The 15,860-nt window shown below is 42.5% G+C and carries 18 protein-coding genes; 13 read left to right on the top strand and 5 right to left on the bottom strand.

All coding sequences use genetic code 11. The annotated features are described in order from the left end of the window. The first annotated feature begins 16 nt into the window (after window positions 1–16). Both WC615_RS11260 and WC615_RS11255 read left to right on the top strand, forming a co-directional pair. The gene (locus WC615_RS11260) at window positions 17–361 is read left to right on the top strand and encodes a hypothetical protein (protein WP_372978195.1); all 345 of its coding nucleotides are present in this window, start codon (window positions 17–19) and stop codon (window positions 359–361) included. Between the two features lie 57 nt (window positions 362–418). Beyond that, complete coding sequence (locus WC615_RS11255) at window positions 419–745, top strand: hypothetical protein (protein WP_372978194.1); 327 nt, start codon at window positions 419–421, stop codon at window positions 743–745. Window positions 746–855: 110 nt separating this feature from the next. On the opposite strand, the gene WC615_RS11250 is transcribed toward WC615_RS11255, so the two are convergent. Further along, window positions 856–2,706 (bottom strand): DEAD/DEAH box helicase, encoded by a 1,851-nt coding sequence (locus WC615_RS11250; RefSeq protein WP_372978193.1) that lies wholly within the window; start codon window positions 2,704–2,706, stop codon window positions 856–858. Window positions 2,707–3,010: 304 nt separating this feature from the next. On the opposite strand from WC615_RS11250, the gene WC615_RS11245 reads away from it, so the two are divergent. Then, entirely contained in the window at window positions 3,011–3,886 is an 876-nt protein-coding gene (locus WC615_RS11245; RefSeq protein ID WP_372978192.1) for an alpha/beta fold hydrolase, read from the top strand. Window positions 3,887–3,947: 61 nt separating this feature from the next. Here the strand turns inward: WC615_RS11245 and WC615_RS11240 are convergent, their stop codons facing one another. Further along, window positions 3,948–4,415 carry a DUF4293 domain-containing protein gene (locus WC615_RS11240; protein ID WP_372978191.1) on the bottom strand — a complete coding sequence of 156 codons (468 nt, stop codon included), beginning with the start codon at window positions 4,413–4,415 and terminating at the stop codon, window positions 3,948–3,950. A gap of 80 nt (window positions 4,416–4,495) precedes the next feature. Here WC615_RS11240 and truA point away from each other — a divergent pair, with 80 nt between their 5' ends. Both truA and WC615_RS11230 read left to right on the top strand, forming a co-directional pair. Beyond that, entirely contained in the window at window positions 4,496–5,260 is a 765-nt protein-coding gene (gene truA, locus WC615_RS11235) for a tRNA pseudouridine(38-40) synthase TruA (RefSeq protein ID WP_372978190.1), read from the top strand. A gap of 69 nt (window positions 5,261–5,329) precedes the next feature. Beyond that, on the top strand, window positions 5,330–7,141 hold the full coding sequence (locus WC615_RS11230; RefSeq protein ID WP_372978189.1) for an ABC transporter ATP-binding protein: 1,812 nt from the start codon (window positions 5,330–5,332) through the stop codon (window positions 7,139–7,141). Between the two features lies 1 nt (window position 7,142). Here the strand turns inward: WC615_RS11230 and WC615_RS11225 are convergent, their stop codons facing one another. After that, on the bottom strand, window positions 7,143–7,394 hold the full coding sequence (locus tag WC615_RS11225) for a hypothetical protein (RefSeq protein ID WP_372978188.1): 252 nt from the start codon (window positions 7,392–7,394) through the stop codon (window positions 7,143–7,145). 286 nt (window positions 7,395–7,680) lie between these two features. Here WC615_RS11225 and WC615_RS11220 point away from each other — a divergent pair, with 286 nt between their 5' ends. The 7 genes from WC615_RS11220 to WC615_RS11190 all read left to right on the top strand — a co-directional run bounded on the left by WC615_RS11220 (window position 7,681) and on the right by WC615_RS11190 (window position 12,165). Continuing rightward, window positions 7,681–8,559, top strand: a complete 879-nt coding sequence (locus WC615_RS11220) for a cell division protein FtsX (RefSeq protein WP_372978187.1) — start codon at window positions 7,681–7,683, stop codon at window positions 8,557–8,559. A gap of 84 nt (window positions 8,560–8,643) precedes the next feature. Then, entirely contained in the window at window positions 8,644–8,907 is a 264-nt protein-coding gene (locus tag WC615_RS11215) for a DUF3098 domain-containing protein (protein ID WP_372978186.1), read from the top strand. Beyond that, the gene (locus tag WC615_RS11210; RefSeq protein ID WP_372978185.1) at window positions 8,907–9,701 is read left to right on the top strand and encodes an undecaprenyl-diphosphate phosphatase; all 795 of its coding nucleotides are present in this window, start codon (window positions 8,907–8,909) and stop codon (window positions 9,699–9,701) included. The genes WC615_RS11215 and WC615_RS11210 overlap by 1 nt, the downstream gene beginning before the upstream one ends. After that, window positions 9,702–9,971, top strand: a complete 270-nt coding sequence (locus WC615_RS11205) for a hypothetical protein (protein WP_372978184.1) — start codon at window positions 9,702–9,704, stop codon at window positions 9,969–9,971. Between the two features lie 51 nt (window positions 9,972–10,022). Further along, window positions 10,023–10,748, top strand: a complete 726-nt coding sequence (gene truB / locus WC615_RS11200; protein ID WP_372978183.1) for a tRNA pseudouridine(55) synthase TruB — start codon at window positions 10,023–10,025, stop codon at window positions 10,746–10,748. A gap of 7 nt (window positions 10,749–10,755) precedes the next feature. Then, window positions 10,756–11,127, top strand: coding sequence for a hypothetical protein (locus WC615_RS11195; protein ID WP_372978182.1), 372 nt, complete (start codon window positions 10,756–10,758; stop codon window positions 11,125–11,127). Between the two features lie 87 nt (window positions 11,128–11,214). After that, complete coding sequence (locus WC615_RS11190) at window positions 11,215–12,165, top strand: bifunctional riboflavin kinase/FAD synthetase (RefSeq protein WP_372978181.1); 951 nt, start codon at window positions 11,215–11,217, stop codon at window positions 12,163–12,165. Between the two features lie 5 nt (window positions 12,166–12,170). On the opposite strand, the gene WC615_RS11185 is transcribed toward WC615_RS11190, so the two are convergent. After that, window positions 12,171–14,072 carry a sensor histidine kinase gene (locus tag WC615_RS11185; RefSeq protein ID WP_372978180.1) on the bottom strand — a complete coding sequence of 634 codons (1,902 nt, stop codon included), beginning with the start codon at window positions 14,070–14,072 and terminating at the stop codon, window positions 12,171–12,173. 193 nt (window positions 14,073–14,265) lie between these two features. Here WC615_RS11185 and WC615_RS11180 point away from each other — a divergent pair, with 193 nt between their 5' ends. Beyond that, the gene (locus WC615_RS11180; RefSeq protein WP_372978179.1) at window positions 14,266–15,330 is read left to right on the top strand and encodes a DUF2157 domain-containing protein; all 1,065 of its coding nucleotides are present in this window, start codon (window positions 14,266–14,268) and stop codon (window positions 15,328–15,330) included. A gap of 87 nt (window positions 15,331–15,417) precedes the next feature. Here WC615_RS11180 and WC615_RS11175 read toward each other — a convergent pair. After that, window positions 15,418–15,860: LysE family transporter (locus WC615_RS11175; protein WP_372978178.1), on the bottom strand; the 443-nt coding region annotated here is incomplete at its 5' end.

Genomic DNA, 15,860 nt, shown 5'->3' with positions numbered 1-15,860 from the left:
AACAAATCTTCCAAAGATGAAAAAGCTATTTAAATCGGCCATGTTTGCTGCCTCGTTATTCGTGGCATCGTCGGCTTTCGCACAAACGCATAAAGACACTACACTTGGCCAAAAGGTTGGCACAACGGCTAAAAAGGGATGGCATGCCACTAAAAAGGCTGCAAGTACCGTAGGTAATAAAACCGCCGAAGTTGCTTCAAAAGGGGCATCGGCCGTAGCCGACAAAAAATACGCCGAAAAGGTGGGGCCACAAGGGCAAACTATTTACATTGATAAAAATTCATATTACTATTATGTAAATAAAAAGGGGCATCATATATATGTTCCAAAAGCAAAACTGGTTGATAAGCCGGTTAAATAACATAAAATTTAAAAGCATCCGTTAACTAACGGATGCTTTTTTTATTACCTTAATGCAATGAAAAAATACGCTTTAGTTATTATAGCGCTATCGGGAGTGGTAATGCTGATGTCGGCTTGTGGAAACGAGAAAAGGGAATCAAACCCTAAATTGATTGGCACCTGGAAATCAAAGAACAGCGAAACATCATTAAAAATAACCGATAAGAAATTTATTATGGATGGTGATGAGCAAAGCGCCGAGGATTACTTTACTAAAGGCGATACTATTTTCACCTCGTTTGAAGGCAATCAGCCTTATACCAGATTTGTAATAAAAAAGCTGGATGAGAAAATCCTTAACCTGGTGTATCCGGATTCTGTTTTGGTTGAATTTGCCCGTTAAAAACAAAAACCTCCCGGATGATAAACAAACGAGAGGCTTTGTAAACAAAACTAAACTAAAACTATGCTTCCGGTTAACTACTCCGAAAGCTCTTATGAAAACTAACTAAACTAAAATCTTCTGCGGCGTTCCGGGCGCTCTTCGCGGGGTTTGCCAGAGAAATCGCGGAAACCGCCACCGCTGTTGCCACCGCCGCTGTTCCTGTCTCTGTTAAAACCACCTTCGCGGCGTCCGCCACCACTGTTGCCGCCACGGTAACCGCCGCCGCCGCCTTCGCGCCTTTGGTAACCACCTTCACGTCTGTCGCCACCGCCGCTTCTTGGGCCGCTGGTGCCTTCGCCAGATACTTCTATCCTAACTTCGCGGCCTTTAAACTCAACGCCTTTAAAGTTGTTCATTACCTGTTCAACATCGCCGTTGTTTACTTCAAAGAATGAGTAAACACCTTTAACATCAATTTTACCAACGGTGCGTCCGCTTATTTTAGAGTTGTTGCAAATATAACCCAGCAAATCGCCGCGGTTAAACTCATCAACACTACCTAAGTTGATAAATAAACGTGTATATTCTGATTTACCACCTGAATCGCGCATGCCGCGTTCGCCTCTTTCACCATCTCTGCGGAAATCATCTGCAGGGGCGTTAAGGTCTGGTGCATTTTGATAATAATCTAAAAAGCGGTTAAACTCTAATGATGCAAAACGTTTAATTACATCCTCTTTGCTTAACTCAGCAAATTCATCCATAATACGTGGGATGTATTGCTCAATTTGTGCTTCGTTAATTGTTACGTTATGTACTTTATGTACAAGGGCAAACAATTGTTTTTCGCAAACATCAAAACCTGTAGGTATTTCGGCTTTTACAAACTTTTTACCAATTACACGTTCTATCTGGCGAATTTTACCAAGCTCTTTGCTGTTGATGATAGCGATAGATATACCCATTTTACCGGCACGGGCTGTACGGCCGCTACGGTGGGTGTAGTTTTCTATCTCATCAGGTAAGCTGTAGTTAATAACGTGTGTAACATCATTAACATCAATACCACGTGCGGCAACATCAGTAGCAATTAATAATTGCAGGCTGCGTTCGCGGTAGCGTTTCATTACCTTATCGCGTTGTTGCTGTGAAAGGTCGCCATGTAAAGCATCGGCATTGTAACCGTCTTTAATAAGTGATTCAGCAATTTCCTGAGTTTCTATTTTGGTACGGCAAAATACGATACCAAAGATCTCGGGGTTGTTATCAACAATGCGTTTAAAGGCTGCATATTTATCACGGGCACGTACAACGTAGTACTCGTGTTCTATATTAACATTACCTGTGTTTTTTTCGCCCATGGTTAACTCAAAAGGGTTATCCATGTATTTTTTAGCGATCCTTCTAACTTCAGAAGGCATGGTGGCTGAGAACAGCCAGGTTTTTTTCTCGTCCGGAGTGGTGGATAAAATACTGTCAATGTCTTCCTGGAAGCCCATATTGAGCATCTCATCAGCCTCATCCAATACTACAAACTTAACCTGCGAAAAATTGATCGCCTTACGGTTAATAATGTCAAGCATACGCCCCGGGGTAGCAACAACGATCTGTACACCACGTTTAATTTGGCGTAGTTGATCCTGAATGCTTGCACCACCGTAAACGGCAACAACATTAACGTTGTTCATGTGCTTGGCGTAGTTCTTAATGTCGTTCGTGATCTGTAAACAAAGTTCACGTGTTGGGCATAAAACAAGCGCCTGCGGATGATTTTCTTCGAAATCGAGCAGTTCTAATAGCGGCAGTCCAAAAGCAGCTGTTTTACCGGTCCCTGTTTGGGCTAATCCGACAAAATCGTTGCTGCCTGTTAACAATACCGGAATTGACTGTTCCTGGATTGGTGTAGGATTTTCAAATCCTAACTCAGAGATGGCATTAACAATATCATGACGGATTCCCAGATTAATAAATGGGTTCATGAATTAAAATAACGTATTTGACTACATCGTCAAATCGGGTGCAAAAGTACAACTTATTACTCATATTTCAAATACTGATTTTAAAATTTGTAAAACTGGTAAATTTATAGGCGCTATTAGCTGTAACTGGCTAAAAATCAATATGTTTTTTATGGTAATTATTTTGGCATTGGTGTAATTTTTACACGGTAAGCTATTTTTGATGATTATTATAAACCGTTAAATATTGTTAATTGCCTTTATAAAAACGATGGCAGATTAGCTATGAATTTATATCTTTAGCTATTACCAAATTATACATGTAATGAAAATATTTAAGCCCATTATCACTTCGATAATCCTCTTGTTAACCGTATCTGTTTGTTTTGCCCAAAGCTTTGAAAAAGACATGGATACTACCCAATATGGCCGTAATAAAGCGGTGGGTAAATACGCTGATATACGGGGTATTAAAATGTATTACGAAGTTTATGGTAAAGGCGAACCTTTGCTGATCATCCACGGTAATGGCGGTTCTATCAAAAACTTTGTGTACCAGATACCTTACTTCGCAAAAAATTACCAGGTGATATTGGCCGACAGCCGCGCGCAGGGTAAAACGGTAGATAATACCGACTCGCTGACCTATGAAATGATCAGTGATGACCTTAACGGATTGCTCGATCACCTGAAAATAAAGAACGCCAATGTAATAGGCTGGAGCGATGGGGGGATAGAGGGGTTGTTATTAGCCATGAACCATCCTGATAAGGTTAAAAAACTTGCTGTTACCGGCGCCAACCTTTGGCCTGATAGCACGGCGGTTGATCCGTTTGTGTATAAAATGATCATGGATATCAATATTAAGGGAGCTGACTCTTTAAAACGGATGAAGAACCCTACACCCGAGATGAAAAACCAGTTGAAGCTGATGCACCTGTTATCATACGAGCCACATATTAAACTGGAAGCCCTAAAGAAAATAACCTGCCCAACCCTGGTAATAGGTGGCGACCATGATGTAATAGTGACGAAACACACCGTAGCTATAGCCGAAGCGATCACCAATTCATATCTGTGGATCTTACCAAACTCAGGCCATGGAACACCGGTAGTTTATAAGGATATGTTTAACCAGGTAGTAGGTGACTTTTTTTCCAAGCCATTCAGAAAAATAGATAAGACAGCGCGGTTTAGGTAAAACCGCTAAAACAACAAAAGCCGGATTGTACAATCCGGCTTTTGTTGTTTTTAAATGGGGGCTATCTTAACCTGTCTGCCGATTTTACTAGCTTCTCATCCCTTTGAATTGCTTTAACGGCAAAGATGATCAGGATAATACTCAGCGAGGTTAAAAACAGGCCTATGCCCATATTACGGTATTCTAAAGTAATTGGGCCAACCACTTTTTTAACGGTTTGTGCCATCCAAAAGCTGTAGCCTATTAATACTAAAATGGCAACATAGCTGATGGTGATTTGCTGTTTGCGGTTTTTATAAAGAAATATCACTGCCAGCGGTATTAATGCAGCAATAACGGTGATGATGGTAAGAGGCAGAAACGCCTGGATCTGTTGGTCCTGCCCGTTTATAATTTCATAAACACCGAGTACCGATACATTTACCAGTTTGCCATCCACATAAATATTATGTGCAAGCGGGAAAACAAACAGCGCGAAAAGCACTAACGAGGCGAACAGGAGGTATATGGATTGGATTCTTTGTAGCATTTTTTTATGATTATGAGTTGTAGCAAAGATAGAATCGGAATTGGTAAATCTAAAATCGTAAATGATGTTAACTTTGCCACGTGGCAAACACCCAAAGATATTTTATTGAACTGGCTTATGATGGTACCAATTACCATGGCTGGCAGGTGCAGCCAAACGCCGTAACTGTACAGCAAATGCTTGATAAAGCATTAACAACACTATTGCGCCAACCCATTGAAACCACAGGCTGCGGCCGGACGGACACCGGGGTGCATGCGAAAGATTTTTTTGTGCACCTGGATGTAACCTCCGCAGGCGATAAACCAATACTTATTGATAAACGCGGTTTAAACGCCCTGCTTCCGTATGATATTGCCGTTAAGCAGATCATCCCTGTTCATCCCGAAGCGCATGCCAGGTTTGACGCCACGCTACGTTCTTACGAGTACCATATCCACTTTGAGAAAAATCCTTTTTTAAACGGCTATTCATGGTTGCTGCGCGACAAGCCCGATCTACAATTGATGAACCGGGCGGCGGCAATAGTCATGGAATACACAGATTTTAGCTGTTTCAGTAAAAGTAATACGCAGGTTAAGACCAATAATTGTAAAATTGCAAAAGCGGAATGGATAGAGACCGAAAACGGCATAGTTTTTCATATCTCTGCCGATAGGTTTCTGCGCAACATGGTACGCGCCATAGTAGGCACGCTACTAATGGTGGGCCGGGGCGAAATGCAGCCGGAAGAGATCCGCAAGATAATTGAAAGTAAAAACCGCAGTAACGCTGGTATGAGTGTACCCGCCTGCGGTTTGTATTTAACAGAAATAAAGTACCCGTATTTAAATCCCAAATTCTAATTTCTAAACTCTAAAAGAGATTGTTATTGGTTTAGAATTTAGAATTTAGTGTTTAGAATTTTATAAAAAATGGCATCAGAAGTTACAGGTAAGGCGCTCGACTGGAAATTACTGGGCAGGGTTATGCATTATGTGAAGCCCTACAACAGGACTTTTGTGATAGCTGCATTCCTCACTGTCTTTTTAGCTGGTATTGCTGTTGTACAACCCATCCTTATCCAAAGAACGCTTGATGTAAACATTTTGGGTAATGATTACAATGGGCTGGTGTTTATGGTTGGGCTGATGGTAGGCCAGCTGGTTATACAAACCATAGCGCAGTATTACCAAACCTATTTAACAAACGCGCTTGGCCAGTCGGTTATCCGCGATCTACGCAAAGATGTTTTTAACCACATCACCAGCCTGCGTTTAAAATACTTCGACCGTACACCTATCGGGATGCTGATCACCCGTACGGTATCTGATCTGGAAACCATTGCCGATATTTTTTCGGAAGGGCTGATCTCCATCATGGGCGATCTGCTGCTGGTTGTTGCTGTTATCGGCATTATGCTTTGGCAGGATTGGAAGCTGGCGTTGATTACCCTGATACCTATGCCACTTCTTTTTGCATCAACCTATGTGTTTAAAGAAGCCATCAAATCATCCTTCCAGGAAGTGCGTACGCAGGTAGCGCAGTTAAATACATTTTTGGCCGAACATATCAGCGGCATCAGCATTATCCAATACTTCGCCCGCGAAGAACAGGAGATGCGCAAGTTCCGTTCGGTAAATATGAAGTACCGCGATGCCAATATCCGTTCTAACTGGTACTACTCTATCTTTTTCCCGGTGGTAGAAATTCTGTTTGCCATTTGTATGGCCCTGCTGGTTTGGTATGGCTGTAAACGTATCCTGAACGATCAGCAACTGCACGCTATTTCGGCTTCGCCAAATGGGATCACACCGGGTGTTATTACCGGCTTTATTGTGCTGCTGAATATGTTGTTTCGCCCCATACGCCAACTGGCTGATAAATTTAATACCCTGCAGATGGGTATGGTTGGTGCCGACAGGATCTTTAGAGTGTTGGATACCGATGAGGTTGCAATCGACGACGGTACACTTGCTCCGGCGGTTTTACAAGGCGAAATTGAATTTAACAACGTTTGGTTTGCCTATAACGACGAGAACTGGGTACTAAAAGATATCAACTTCCACATTAAACCCGGCGAAACATTGGCACTGGTTGGCGCAACAGGCGCGGGTAAATCATCAACCATAAATATCCTTAACCGCTTTTATGATATAGGCCGTGGCGAGGTAAAGGTTGACGGGCACGACATCCGCGAGTATAAAGTAGATTACCTGCGTTCAAAAATTGCGACTGTTATACAGGATGTGTTTTTGTTTACCGATACCATCGGCAACAACATCAGCCTGAATAACGAGGATATTACACGTGAAGAAATTATCGCGGCAGCAAAAGATGTTGGCGCGCATGAATTTATTGAACGCTTACCGGGCGGGTATGATTATAACGTAATGGAACGCGGGGCGACGCTTTCGGCCGGGCAGGCACAATTGATCTCGTTTATCCGTGCGTTGGTTTACAACCCCGCTATACTGGTGTTGGATGAAGCTACCTCATCGGTAGATACCGAAACAGAGCTGCTGATACAAAATGCCATTAATAAACTGATGCAGGGCCGTACCGCCATTGTGATAGCGCACCGCTTATCAACCATACAAAACGCCAACAAAATAATTGTGCTTGACCATGGCGAGATCAAAGAAATGGGCACACACCAGGAACTGCTGCGTATTGACGGTGGTTACTACCGCAAATTGTACGATCTGCAATTCAATTCAGCAGGTATAGCCAAGCCATTAGAATAATTTATTTCGACTCCAACCGGCGTGCGTCATCGTCAGAGGCATCGGGCTGATCTTTTTTTGGCGGATTTTTTACTGGATTTACCGGTTGCTCTTCCTTTTCATACTTTTTAGCCACATTTTCCTGGTGCGGTTCATCGGCGCTGTATTGCTTATCTTCTTTCTTTACTACGCTTTTGTGCCCCTCGTCGGCAGGCCTATTGGTAGGAGTGTCGGATGGTGATGGTTTATCGTGGTCGTTTGCAGGTGTTGTCATGATTGGATAACAGGCGGGCCCGGGATTTGTTTCTTGTTTTCCCCACGCGTCATTGCGAGGTACGAAGCAATCTCTTCACAAGCTACGCGGTGATGCTAAGTCAGGAGATTGCTTCGTACCTCGCAATGACGGTTTGGTAGTTAGGCGTTAATTATTGTTAATTATCCGCTATAAACTTTTACCTTTAGAGCAGGTTTGTTAATTTCGCAAACTATAAGTGTAAGATAAGGGGCTCAACCCGATAGCTATCGGGTCTCCTATCTAACATCTCATATCTATACAAAGCATGGAAGAATTTGAAGCAAGCTCATCGGCAAAAAAAACAAAAACGATATATATATCTACCGTTTTTGGCATTGCCATGGTTTTATTGATGATAGGGTTGCTGGGGCTGATATTGGTACACGCCAATAACCTGTCGCGCTACGTTAAAGAAAACATTGTGCTGAACATCTTTATGGATGATTCGGCCCACGAAACTGATGTGCTGCAACTGCAGAAACAACTGGATGCCAACCCTATGGTAAAGCAAACCCAGTATGTAAGTAAAGAGCTTGCCGCGCGTAACCTGCAGAAAGACCTGGGCGAGGATTTTGTAAAATTCCTGGGGTATAACCCGTTATCGCAATCGCTGGATATTTACCTGAAAGCCGACTACGCCAATAATGCTGGCATTGATAAATTTAAAGCGCAATTGCTGAAAAATCCATTGGTTAAAGAGGTTAAGTACCAACAATCGCTGGTTGACCAGATGAACTCAAACCTTACTTCTATCAGTTTAATTATATTGGTTTTCGCCGGGATCTTTGTGATACTATCTGTAGCGCTGATCAACAACACCATCAGGCTGGCTATTTATTCACAACGCTTCCTGATCAAATCAATGCAACTGGTAGGCGCTACAAAAGGGTTTATCCGCAAGCCGTTTTTGCTATATGGCATCTGGCACGGTTTGTTGGGCGCTTTAATATCCATTGTGATATTGATAGGTACGCTGTTCCTGGCAAATAAACAGATCCCTGATTTGGTTATCCTGCAAAGCCCTGCCGAATTTGGTATGGTGTTTTTAGGTATTGTGATACTGGGCATATTTATATCGGCCTTTAGTACATTCCTGGCAGTTAATAAATTTTTGCGCTTAAAAATATACGATCTGTACAGATAGTTCATCAGTTCACTGGTTCATTAGTTTATTTGTAGCTAAGGCCAATCACTAACCCACTAATTCAAAAAATCACTAATTAAAGATATGGCACTGCAACAAACAAAAACAGCTGCAAGCAAAACACAAGCGCCGGTAAGCAATCCAACTACTCCCGGTCAATTTATATTTAGCAGAGATAACTACATGTGGCTGATCATCAGCATAGCTGTGGTGGCCTTTGGCTTTGTATTGATGAGTGGTACTACCGATATTTATAGCACAACCAAAATTGTTATTGCACCAATTGTGGTATTAGCAGGTTTCGGCCTTGGTTTTTATGCTATTTTAAAAAAGCCGGCAGCTAAGTAATGAATATATTGCACGTAATTGTCCTTGCTATTATTGAGGGCATCACCGAGTTTTTGCCTGTGTCTTCTACCGGGCACATGATCATTGCCTCATCTGTAATGGGTATCCAAAGTGATGATTTTGTAAAACTTTTTACAGTTGCTATCCAGTTAGGCGCTATCCTATCGGTAGTGGTGTTATACTTCAAACGCTTCTTTCAAACCATTGGGTTTTACTATAAACTTTTTGTAGCCTTTATACCCGCTGCGGTGTTTGGTTTGCTGTTCAGTAAAAAGATAGACGCTTTATTAGAAAGTGCCTTAACAGTAGGTATTACCCTTTTTATAGGTGGTATTATTCTGCTTTTTGTAGATAAATGGTTTAACAGGCCTGATGTTAAAGAAGAAAAAGAGATAAGCTATTTAACCGCCCTGAAGATCGGTTTCTTCCAGTGTTTATCTATGATTCCCGGCACATCCCGTTCGGCTGCTACAATTGTTGGTGGCATGAGCCAAAAGCTAAGCCGTAAGGCCGCTGCCGAGTTTTCTTTCTTTTTGGCTGTACCTACCATGTTTGCCGCAACAGCCAAAAAATTGTACGATTTTTATAAAGAAGGCCACATTTTTACCGGCGAAGAAATTAAACTTTTAGCTATTGGTAACGTAATTGCATTTATAGTGGCCTTATTGGCTATTAAAACATTCATCACATTTTTAGAGCGCCGCGGTTTTCAGCTTTTTGGCTGGTACCGTATTTTGGTAGGCGGGGTAATAATTATCCTTTACCTGAGCGGCCATAATTTACAAGTGATATAAATGAATGATATTCCTGCTACAGTTGGGAATGCAAGAGTAATATATTACGCCGTTGTTAACCTTTTGGATAGTAACGTCTACGAGGGTAGGAAGCAAATCGCTGGCTTTATAATTTGCCAATCAGGAAACGAACAAGGTTATTACCTGTTTTCATGCGATACCAATTGGAAAGAGTTTGCTGATACATGGCATGAAAGCATTGACGATGCAATTAACCAGGCGGAATATGAATGCAATGGAATAAGTAATTTATTTCAAAAGGTAATTTAGCCTTAAAAAATCCTGTAATCAGGTAGATCACCTTAATCAAGGTTCAGACAAATGAGTACTTCCTTTTCATCCATACAAGACTTTGCCGACGGGCAACTCCTCCTCATCAATAAACCTTTAGAGTGGACAAGCTTTGATGTAGTAGGCAAGCTGCGCAACTCCTTTAAGCCCCTAAAGCTTAAAGTAGGCCACGCAGGCACGCTCGACCCATTGGCTACCGGCCTGCTCATCATCTGCACCGGTAAAATGACCAAGCAGATAGATACTTTCCAGGCCGAGGATAAGGAATACACCGGTACCATGGTGCTTGGTGCAACCACTCCCACTTACGATCTGGAAAGTGAACCGGAGGCCAGGTTTGATGTTAGCCACTTAACCGACGAACAGATAAAGGCCGCCTGCGCACAATTTACCGGCGATATACAGCAATATCCACCCGCCCATTCGGCCATAAAAATTGACGGCGAGCGCCTGTACGAGAAAGCCCGCCGTGGCGAAGAAGTAGAACTGCGCCTGCGCAACGTTACCATATCCGAATTTGAGATAACCCGGATAGAACTGCCCGAAGTTGATTTTAGAGTAGTATGCAGTAAGGGAACTTACATCCGCTCATTAGTAAATGATTTTGGTGCGGCGCTGAACAATGGCGCATATATGTCGGCCCTGAGACGTACCCGCAGCGGTAACTACAGGATAGAAGATGCCCATGAAATACTGGAGTTAGTTGATATAATCAAAGAGCTTAAATCACACGAACAAATCAATAACATGAAATAATTTAAAGGTGGATAAAAATGTTGATAGGCTAAAGGCATTTATTGATAGTGGTTTCTTGATAAATCTGGAGTATCATTTATCGAAAGAATTTAAAAATTTCCCGGATGAGAATGTGAAATATTTTTGGTGTGACGGTATTTCACTTGAAGAAAATATCTATACTGCATCAACTATCGAGGCAAAAAAACAAATTGTTGCAAAGGCTTGGATAGGGGTCGATGGGCAGGATATTTATACGATGATTATTATACTCGGCAAACGTTCTTTTACAGATTATCTGAATGAGACGGAGATGGGCAGTTCCCTTCCCGAGGGGGGTATTTTAAATTGGCTTACGATTCAACCGGACGATAAAACAATTGAAGTGAGACTTGATTAGGCCATTATGTTAAGTGTAACATCTTACACAGAATAAACAAAAACCTTTCTGCTTTGTCCTTTCTACTTTTACCTTTGTGCCAGTATTATGAGGATTTACAACCATATTGATGAATTTACGCCGGTTAAAAATGCTGTGGTTACCATTGGCACTTTTGATGGTGTACATATTGGGCACCGCAAAATTATATCGCGTATAAAAGAACTGGCGGCAGCTACGGGGGGCGAAACGGTTATCCTTACGTTCTTCCCGCATCCGCGAATGATACTGCATCCCGAGGATGAAAGCATCAAACTCATCAACACTATCAATGAAAAAGCTGAACTGCTTGAGCAATTAGGCGTGGATCATTTGATCATCACTCCATTCTCGCGCGATTTTTCAAACCAAACCGCTGAAGAGTATATCCGCGATGTACTGGTAAATAAGATCGGTACCAAAACCATTGTGATTGGTTACGATCACCGTTTCGGTAAAGACAGGCAAGGTGGCCTGCAAGACCTGCTGACACTTGCGCCGCAGTATGACTTTGAGGTAGTAGAGATCCCTGAGCAGGATATAAATGATGTAGCTATCAGCTCTACCCGTATCCGTACGGCATTGTTAGAGAATAATATCAACATAGCCAACGAATGCCTGGGGTATCCGTTTTTCATTACAGGTAAGGTTATCCGCGGCGATCAGTTGGGCCGCGAGCTGGGTTATCCAACAGCCAACTTACTGATTGAAGAAAGTTATAAATTGATCCCAGCCGATGGTATTTTCGCGGTTAAGGTTAAAGTAGCCGGTAAAGAATATACAGGTATGGCCTACATCGGCCATCGCCCCACCGTTAACGGCATGACGCGTAACATCGAGGTAAATATCTTTGATTTTAGCGCCGAGATCTACAACCAGCAGCTCCGCATGGAGTTTCTGCACTTTGTGCGCGGCGATATCAAATTCTCATCGCTTGAAGAACTGGTGGTACAATTGGGCAAGGATAAAGAAGATGTGCAAGCCCTCCTGATCCTGAACGGCCCCCAATTTAATACCTGACTTTTTTAAGCCGGCAACGTAAGCGTAAACTCGGTAAAGCTATTCTCTTCACTGTCTACATGTATCTTACCACCGTGGCCCTTAGTGATCACATCATAACTGAGTGACAAACCCAGTCCTGTACCCTGGCCCGTTGGTTTGGTAGTAAAGAAAGGCTGAAATATTTTTTGCTTCACACTCTCGGGGATTCCCGCACCATTGTCCTTGATAAGGATGTTGATATGCTTTCCATCTTTCCAGGTTTTAACAGTAAGCAGTGGCTCGTAGCCGTTTATACCTGCTTTTTTACGTTGTTGTGTAGCGTAGAAAGCATTATTAAAGATGTTGAGCAGCACCCGCCCAATTTCCTGCGGAATTATAGATATCTGGCCTACGTTGCTATCCAGTTGGGTTGACAGCTTGCATTCAAACGAATTGTCTTTTGCCCTCATCCCGTGGTAAGAAAGTTTAAGATACTCTTCAACCACTGCGTTAAGGTTAGTAGGTTCTTTTTGCCCGCTTTTGCTGCGCGAATGCTCCAGCATGCTTTTGATGATAGACGACGCCCTTTTACCATGCTCCGTTATTTTTTGAAGGTTTTGTTCAATATCGCCAATCAGTACAGTTTCCTCTTCTTTATCAATGTTCCCCTTTTGGCGGTCCTCAATAAGCTCACGTACCAGTTCGGCGCTCACTTCAGAAAAATTGTTGACAAAGTTAAGCGGGTTTTGAATTTCGTGTGCTATACCGGCGGTCAGCTCGCCTAACGAGGCCATCTTCTCCGACTGGATAAGTTGTTCCTGCGTGGTTTTCAATTCTGAAAGCGCCTGCTGTAATTCCTCCTTTTGCTCATTCAATTTCAGGTTTACTTTTTTTCTTAGCCCGTTATTTCTGCTTAAAATTATAAGAACCGTTACCAGCAATGCAATAAAAGCAAAAAGCCCGAACATAAGCTGCAGCTGCCGTTTAGCTGCCTGATCCCGTAGTTGGCGATCCTTGGTAAGTAATTTGATCTCTGATTCTTTCTTAAGTAAGTTTTGTTTATACTGCAGGGAAGCCAGCCTGCGCGATGTACCTTCAAGCAGCAGGCTGTCTTTATAGGCAGAGTATTGCTGGTAATATTTATAGGCTTCGGCATAATTCCCCTTTTTTGCAAAATCATTACTCAGCGCTTTATTAATATCACGGTTGTTTTTCTGAATGGACATCTTCGTACCGTTTTTCAGCGTAACGGGGAGATTATTGAACAGGGTGTCCAGCCAATGGTCAACAAAACTTTTCTTCGGCGCTTTGCCTTTTTTTGAACGGCCTTCAAGCTTATCGGCCTGTGCCATTATTTTGCCTACCTGTTCTTCTATTTTTAAGGATAACTCATCATCATCGTCGTCGTCGTCTCCTGTAGATATTTTGTTATTACGTGGCTGGCTTACGGTGCTCTTGGTTATCGTATTTCCTAAAACGGTCATCACCGACCCAACTCCCATTTGTACATCATTTGATAGCGGGGCATTGTTTTTTTGCATTGTGCCCATGATTTTTAGCGCCCATAGGGCATCTGCCATACCTGTTACCTTTACAGCCAGCTGCCGGGCATCACGTAAGGAGGACTTGGATTGTTCCGCCTGCTGATCCTTGTCATAAATAACCCCTAAATAACATAATGCAACAATCTGGCCTGCAGGATAATTCAGCTCGCGGGCGGTTTTAAGCAAGGTGTTGGCATCGTCGGCAGTCTTAACATTTTCCTCAAGCGATTTTTTAAGTTTAGCAATACCTTTTTGCTCTTGTGCGTAAGCATATGCCGGCGCGCAAAACAAGCTTATAATTAAAGCGATTGTGATGGTGAAGTTTGTAAACAGATGGGTATATGGTATTGCGGATAAATGACTTTTTATATATTTATTTAAAAGCAGAGACTTTGAGGCCATGTGTTTTATTTTGATGCGATTTTTATAGAGCTAATATAGCATCAAAACCGCGCTGTTTATATGGGTATTGCACAATAGGTATGCCCGGGGCGACATGTTTTTATTTGTAGTTAATTGATTTCATCAGGTTTTCATCTCCGTTTTATTAATTTCGGGTAATTGGTGTTACTTAATTAGTGCACTTCTACCATCAATGGCTAAACTAAACATCGATAAGCAGGAAAGCGATTTTCTGAATAGTACCATATCTCATTGGGAGAAACACCATCTTGTAGACGCGCGACAGGCCGAAACGTTACGCAACTCGTACGAGGTAAAAGGGTTCGACTGGATGCGTTTGGCCAAGTATAGCATTTGGGTAGCGCTGTTTTGCGGGGCTATAGCCATCGGTTCGCTCATAGTTGATGATGCCGTTATTAACTGGATAAAAAACCTGTACGATACGCCAGATATTGTGATCAGCATCCTGTCGGCGGTTACCGCTGTGGGGCTGTTTTACCTGGGCCGAAAGCGCGAAAAGCAATACCCCGAAAAAGTTTTCAGTAACGAGGCTACCATATTTTTAGGTGTGTTTTTTACCGCCAGTTGCATTGCCTACCTGGGTAAAACATTTGATAATGGCTCGGGGCATTATTCCATCCTGTTCCTGGTATCGGTATTTGTATATGGGTTTTTGGCCTACCGCATGAGCTCGCGTTTGATCTGGCTGTTCGCACTCGTATCGCTGGGTAGTTGGTTCGGCACCGAAACAGGTTATCAAACCAATTGGGCGTTATACTTTTTGGGGATGAACTACCCGCTGCGTTTTGTGCTGTTCGGGTTGCTATTGGTTGGCGCATGCCACTTATTGAAAGGCAAAAAATGGTTCGCTTACTTTTGGGAACTTACCTATGTTGTGGGTATGCTGTACCTGTTTATGTCGCTTTGGTTGTTGAGCATATTTGGTAACTATGGCAGTTTGGATGTATGGTGGCAAATTAAACAGATCAGTTTGTTTTACTGGGGCATTATATCGGCCGTGGTGGCGGGATCATTCATGTTATATGGTTTAAAATTTAAAGATGTAATAGCCCGCGAGTTTGGTATTACTTTTCTTATCATATTCCTATACACCAAATACTTCGAATATTTTTGGGATCATACTAATAAAACACTTTTCTTCGCCATACTTGCCTTGTCGTTCTGGCTAATAGGCCGTAAGGCGGAGAAGATCTGGAATATCAATACAAAAACGCAGGCGCTCAACCAGAATACCTGAGTTGTTCCGTCTTGTTCAACTTTTTCAAGAGCGGGAAACAAGCTATTTTAACTTGTCGCCCCGGGGTACTCTCACAAAGCGCGGAAGTTAATGATGCTTAAAATATGCAAGGTAAATTTGCTTGAAAACATGGTACGCGGCAAAAGCAAAGAACAAAATAGAGATGCCAATATCTATGGCTTTTGTACTCAGCTCAAATTTGCGTTGCAGGTATTTGGCAAACTTGGCGTATAAAAACAGCGCAATAAAAGCACCCGCCGCCGAGCCAATGCTGAATATAATTAAGGCTAAACGGCCATCCGCTATCCATTCGTGCGTTATCAGGTAAGTACCTGTCACCATCCAGAAGGGGATCTGCATGGGGTTAATAAAACCTAATAGTATGCCATACTTAATGCTGGCATGGTTGCTATAAGTGGTTTTTGGCGGTTTATTGCGGTTTAACCAGGTAATGGTACCCAGTGTGCCGAATAGTACAACCATAATCCAGTCGATGATGGTATCCAGTCTAACCTCTTCAGAGAGCCATT

The organism is Mucilaginibacter sp. (assembly GCF_041663085.1).
Classification (GTDB): domain Bacteria; phylum Bacteroidota; class Bacteroidia; order Sphingobacteriales; family Sphingobacteriaceae; genus Mucilaginibacter.
This window is presented reverse-complemented; position numbering and strand designations above follow the sequence as displayed.

Coding starts and splice junctions, on each gene's coding strand:
- WC615_RS11260 (WP_372978195.1), top strand. CDS start 17: ATGAAAAAGCTATTTAAATCGGCCATGTTTGCTGCCTCGTTATTCGTG.
- WC615_RS11255 (WP_372978194.1), top strand. CDS start 419: ATGAAAAAATACGCTTTAGTTATTATAGCGCTATCGGGAGTGGTAATG.
- WC615_RS11250 (WP_372978193.1), bottom strand. CDS start 2,706: ATGAACCCATTTATTAATCTGGGAATCCGTCATGATATTGTTAATGCC.
- WC615_RS11245 (WP_372978192.1), top strand. CDS start 3,011: ATGAAAATATTTAAGCCCATTATCACTTCGATAATCCTCTTGTTAACC.
- WC615_RS11240 (WP_372978191.1), bottom strand. CDS start 4,415: ATGCTACAAAGAATCCAATCCATATACCTCCTGTTCGCCTCGTTAGTG.
- WC615_RS11230 (WP_372978189.1), top strand. CDS start 5,330: ATGGCATCAGAAGTTACAGGTAAGGCGCTCGACTGGAAATTACTGGGC.
- WC615_RS11225 (WP_372978188.1), bottom strand. CDS start 7,394: ATGACAACACCTGCAAACGACCACGATAAACCATCACCATCCGACACT.
- WC615_RS11220 (WP_372978187.1), top strand. CDS start 7,681: ATGGAAGAATTTGAAGCAAGCTCATCGGCAAAAAAAACAAAAACGATA.
- WC615_RS11215 (WP_372978186.1), top strand. CDS start 8,644: ATGGCACTGCAACAAACAAAAACAGCTGCAAGCAAAACACAAGCGCCG.
- WC615_RS11210 (WP_372978185.1), top strand. CDS start 8,907: ATGAATATATTGCACGTAATTGTCCTTGCTATTATTGAGGGCATCACC.
- WC615_RS11205 (WP_372978184.1), top strand. CDS start 9,702: ATGAATGATATTCCTGCTACAGTTGGGAATGCAAGAGTAATATATTAC.
- truB (WP_372978183.1), top strand. CDS start 10,023: ATGAGTACTTCCTTTTCATCCATACAAGACTTTGCCGACGGGCAACTC.
- WC615_RS11190 (WP_372978181.1), top strand. CDS start 11,215: ATGAGGATTTACAACCATATTGATGAATTTACGCCGGTTAAAAATGCT.
- WC615_RS11185 (WP_372978180.1), bottom strand. CDS start 14,072: ATGGCCTCAAAGTCTCTGCTTTTAAATAAATATATAAAAAGTCATTTA.
- WC615_RS11180 (WP_372978179.1), top strand. CDS start 14,266: ATGGCTAAACTAAACATCGATAAGCAGGAAAGCGATTTTCTGAATAGT.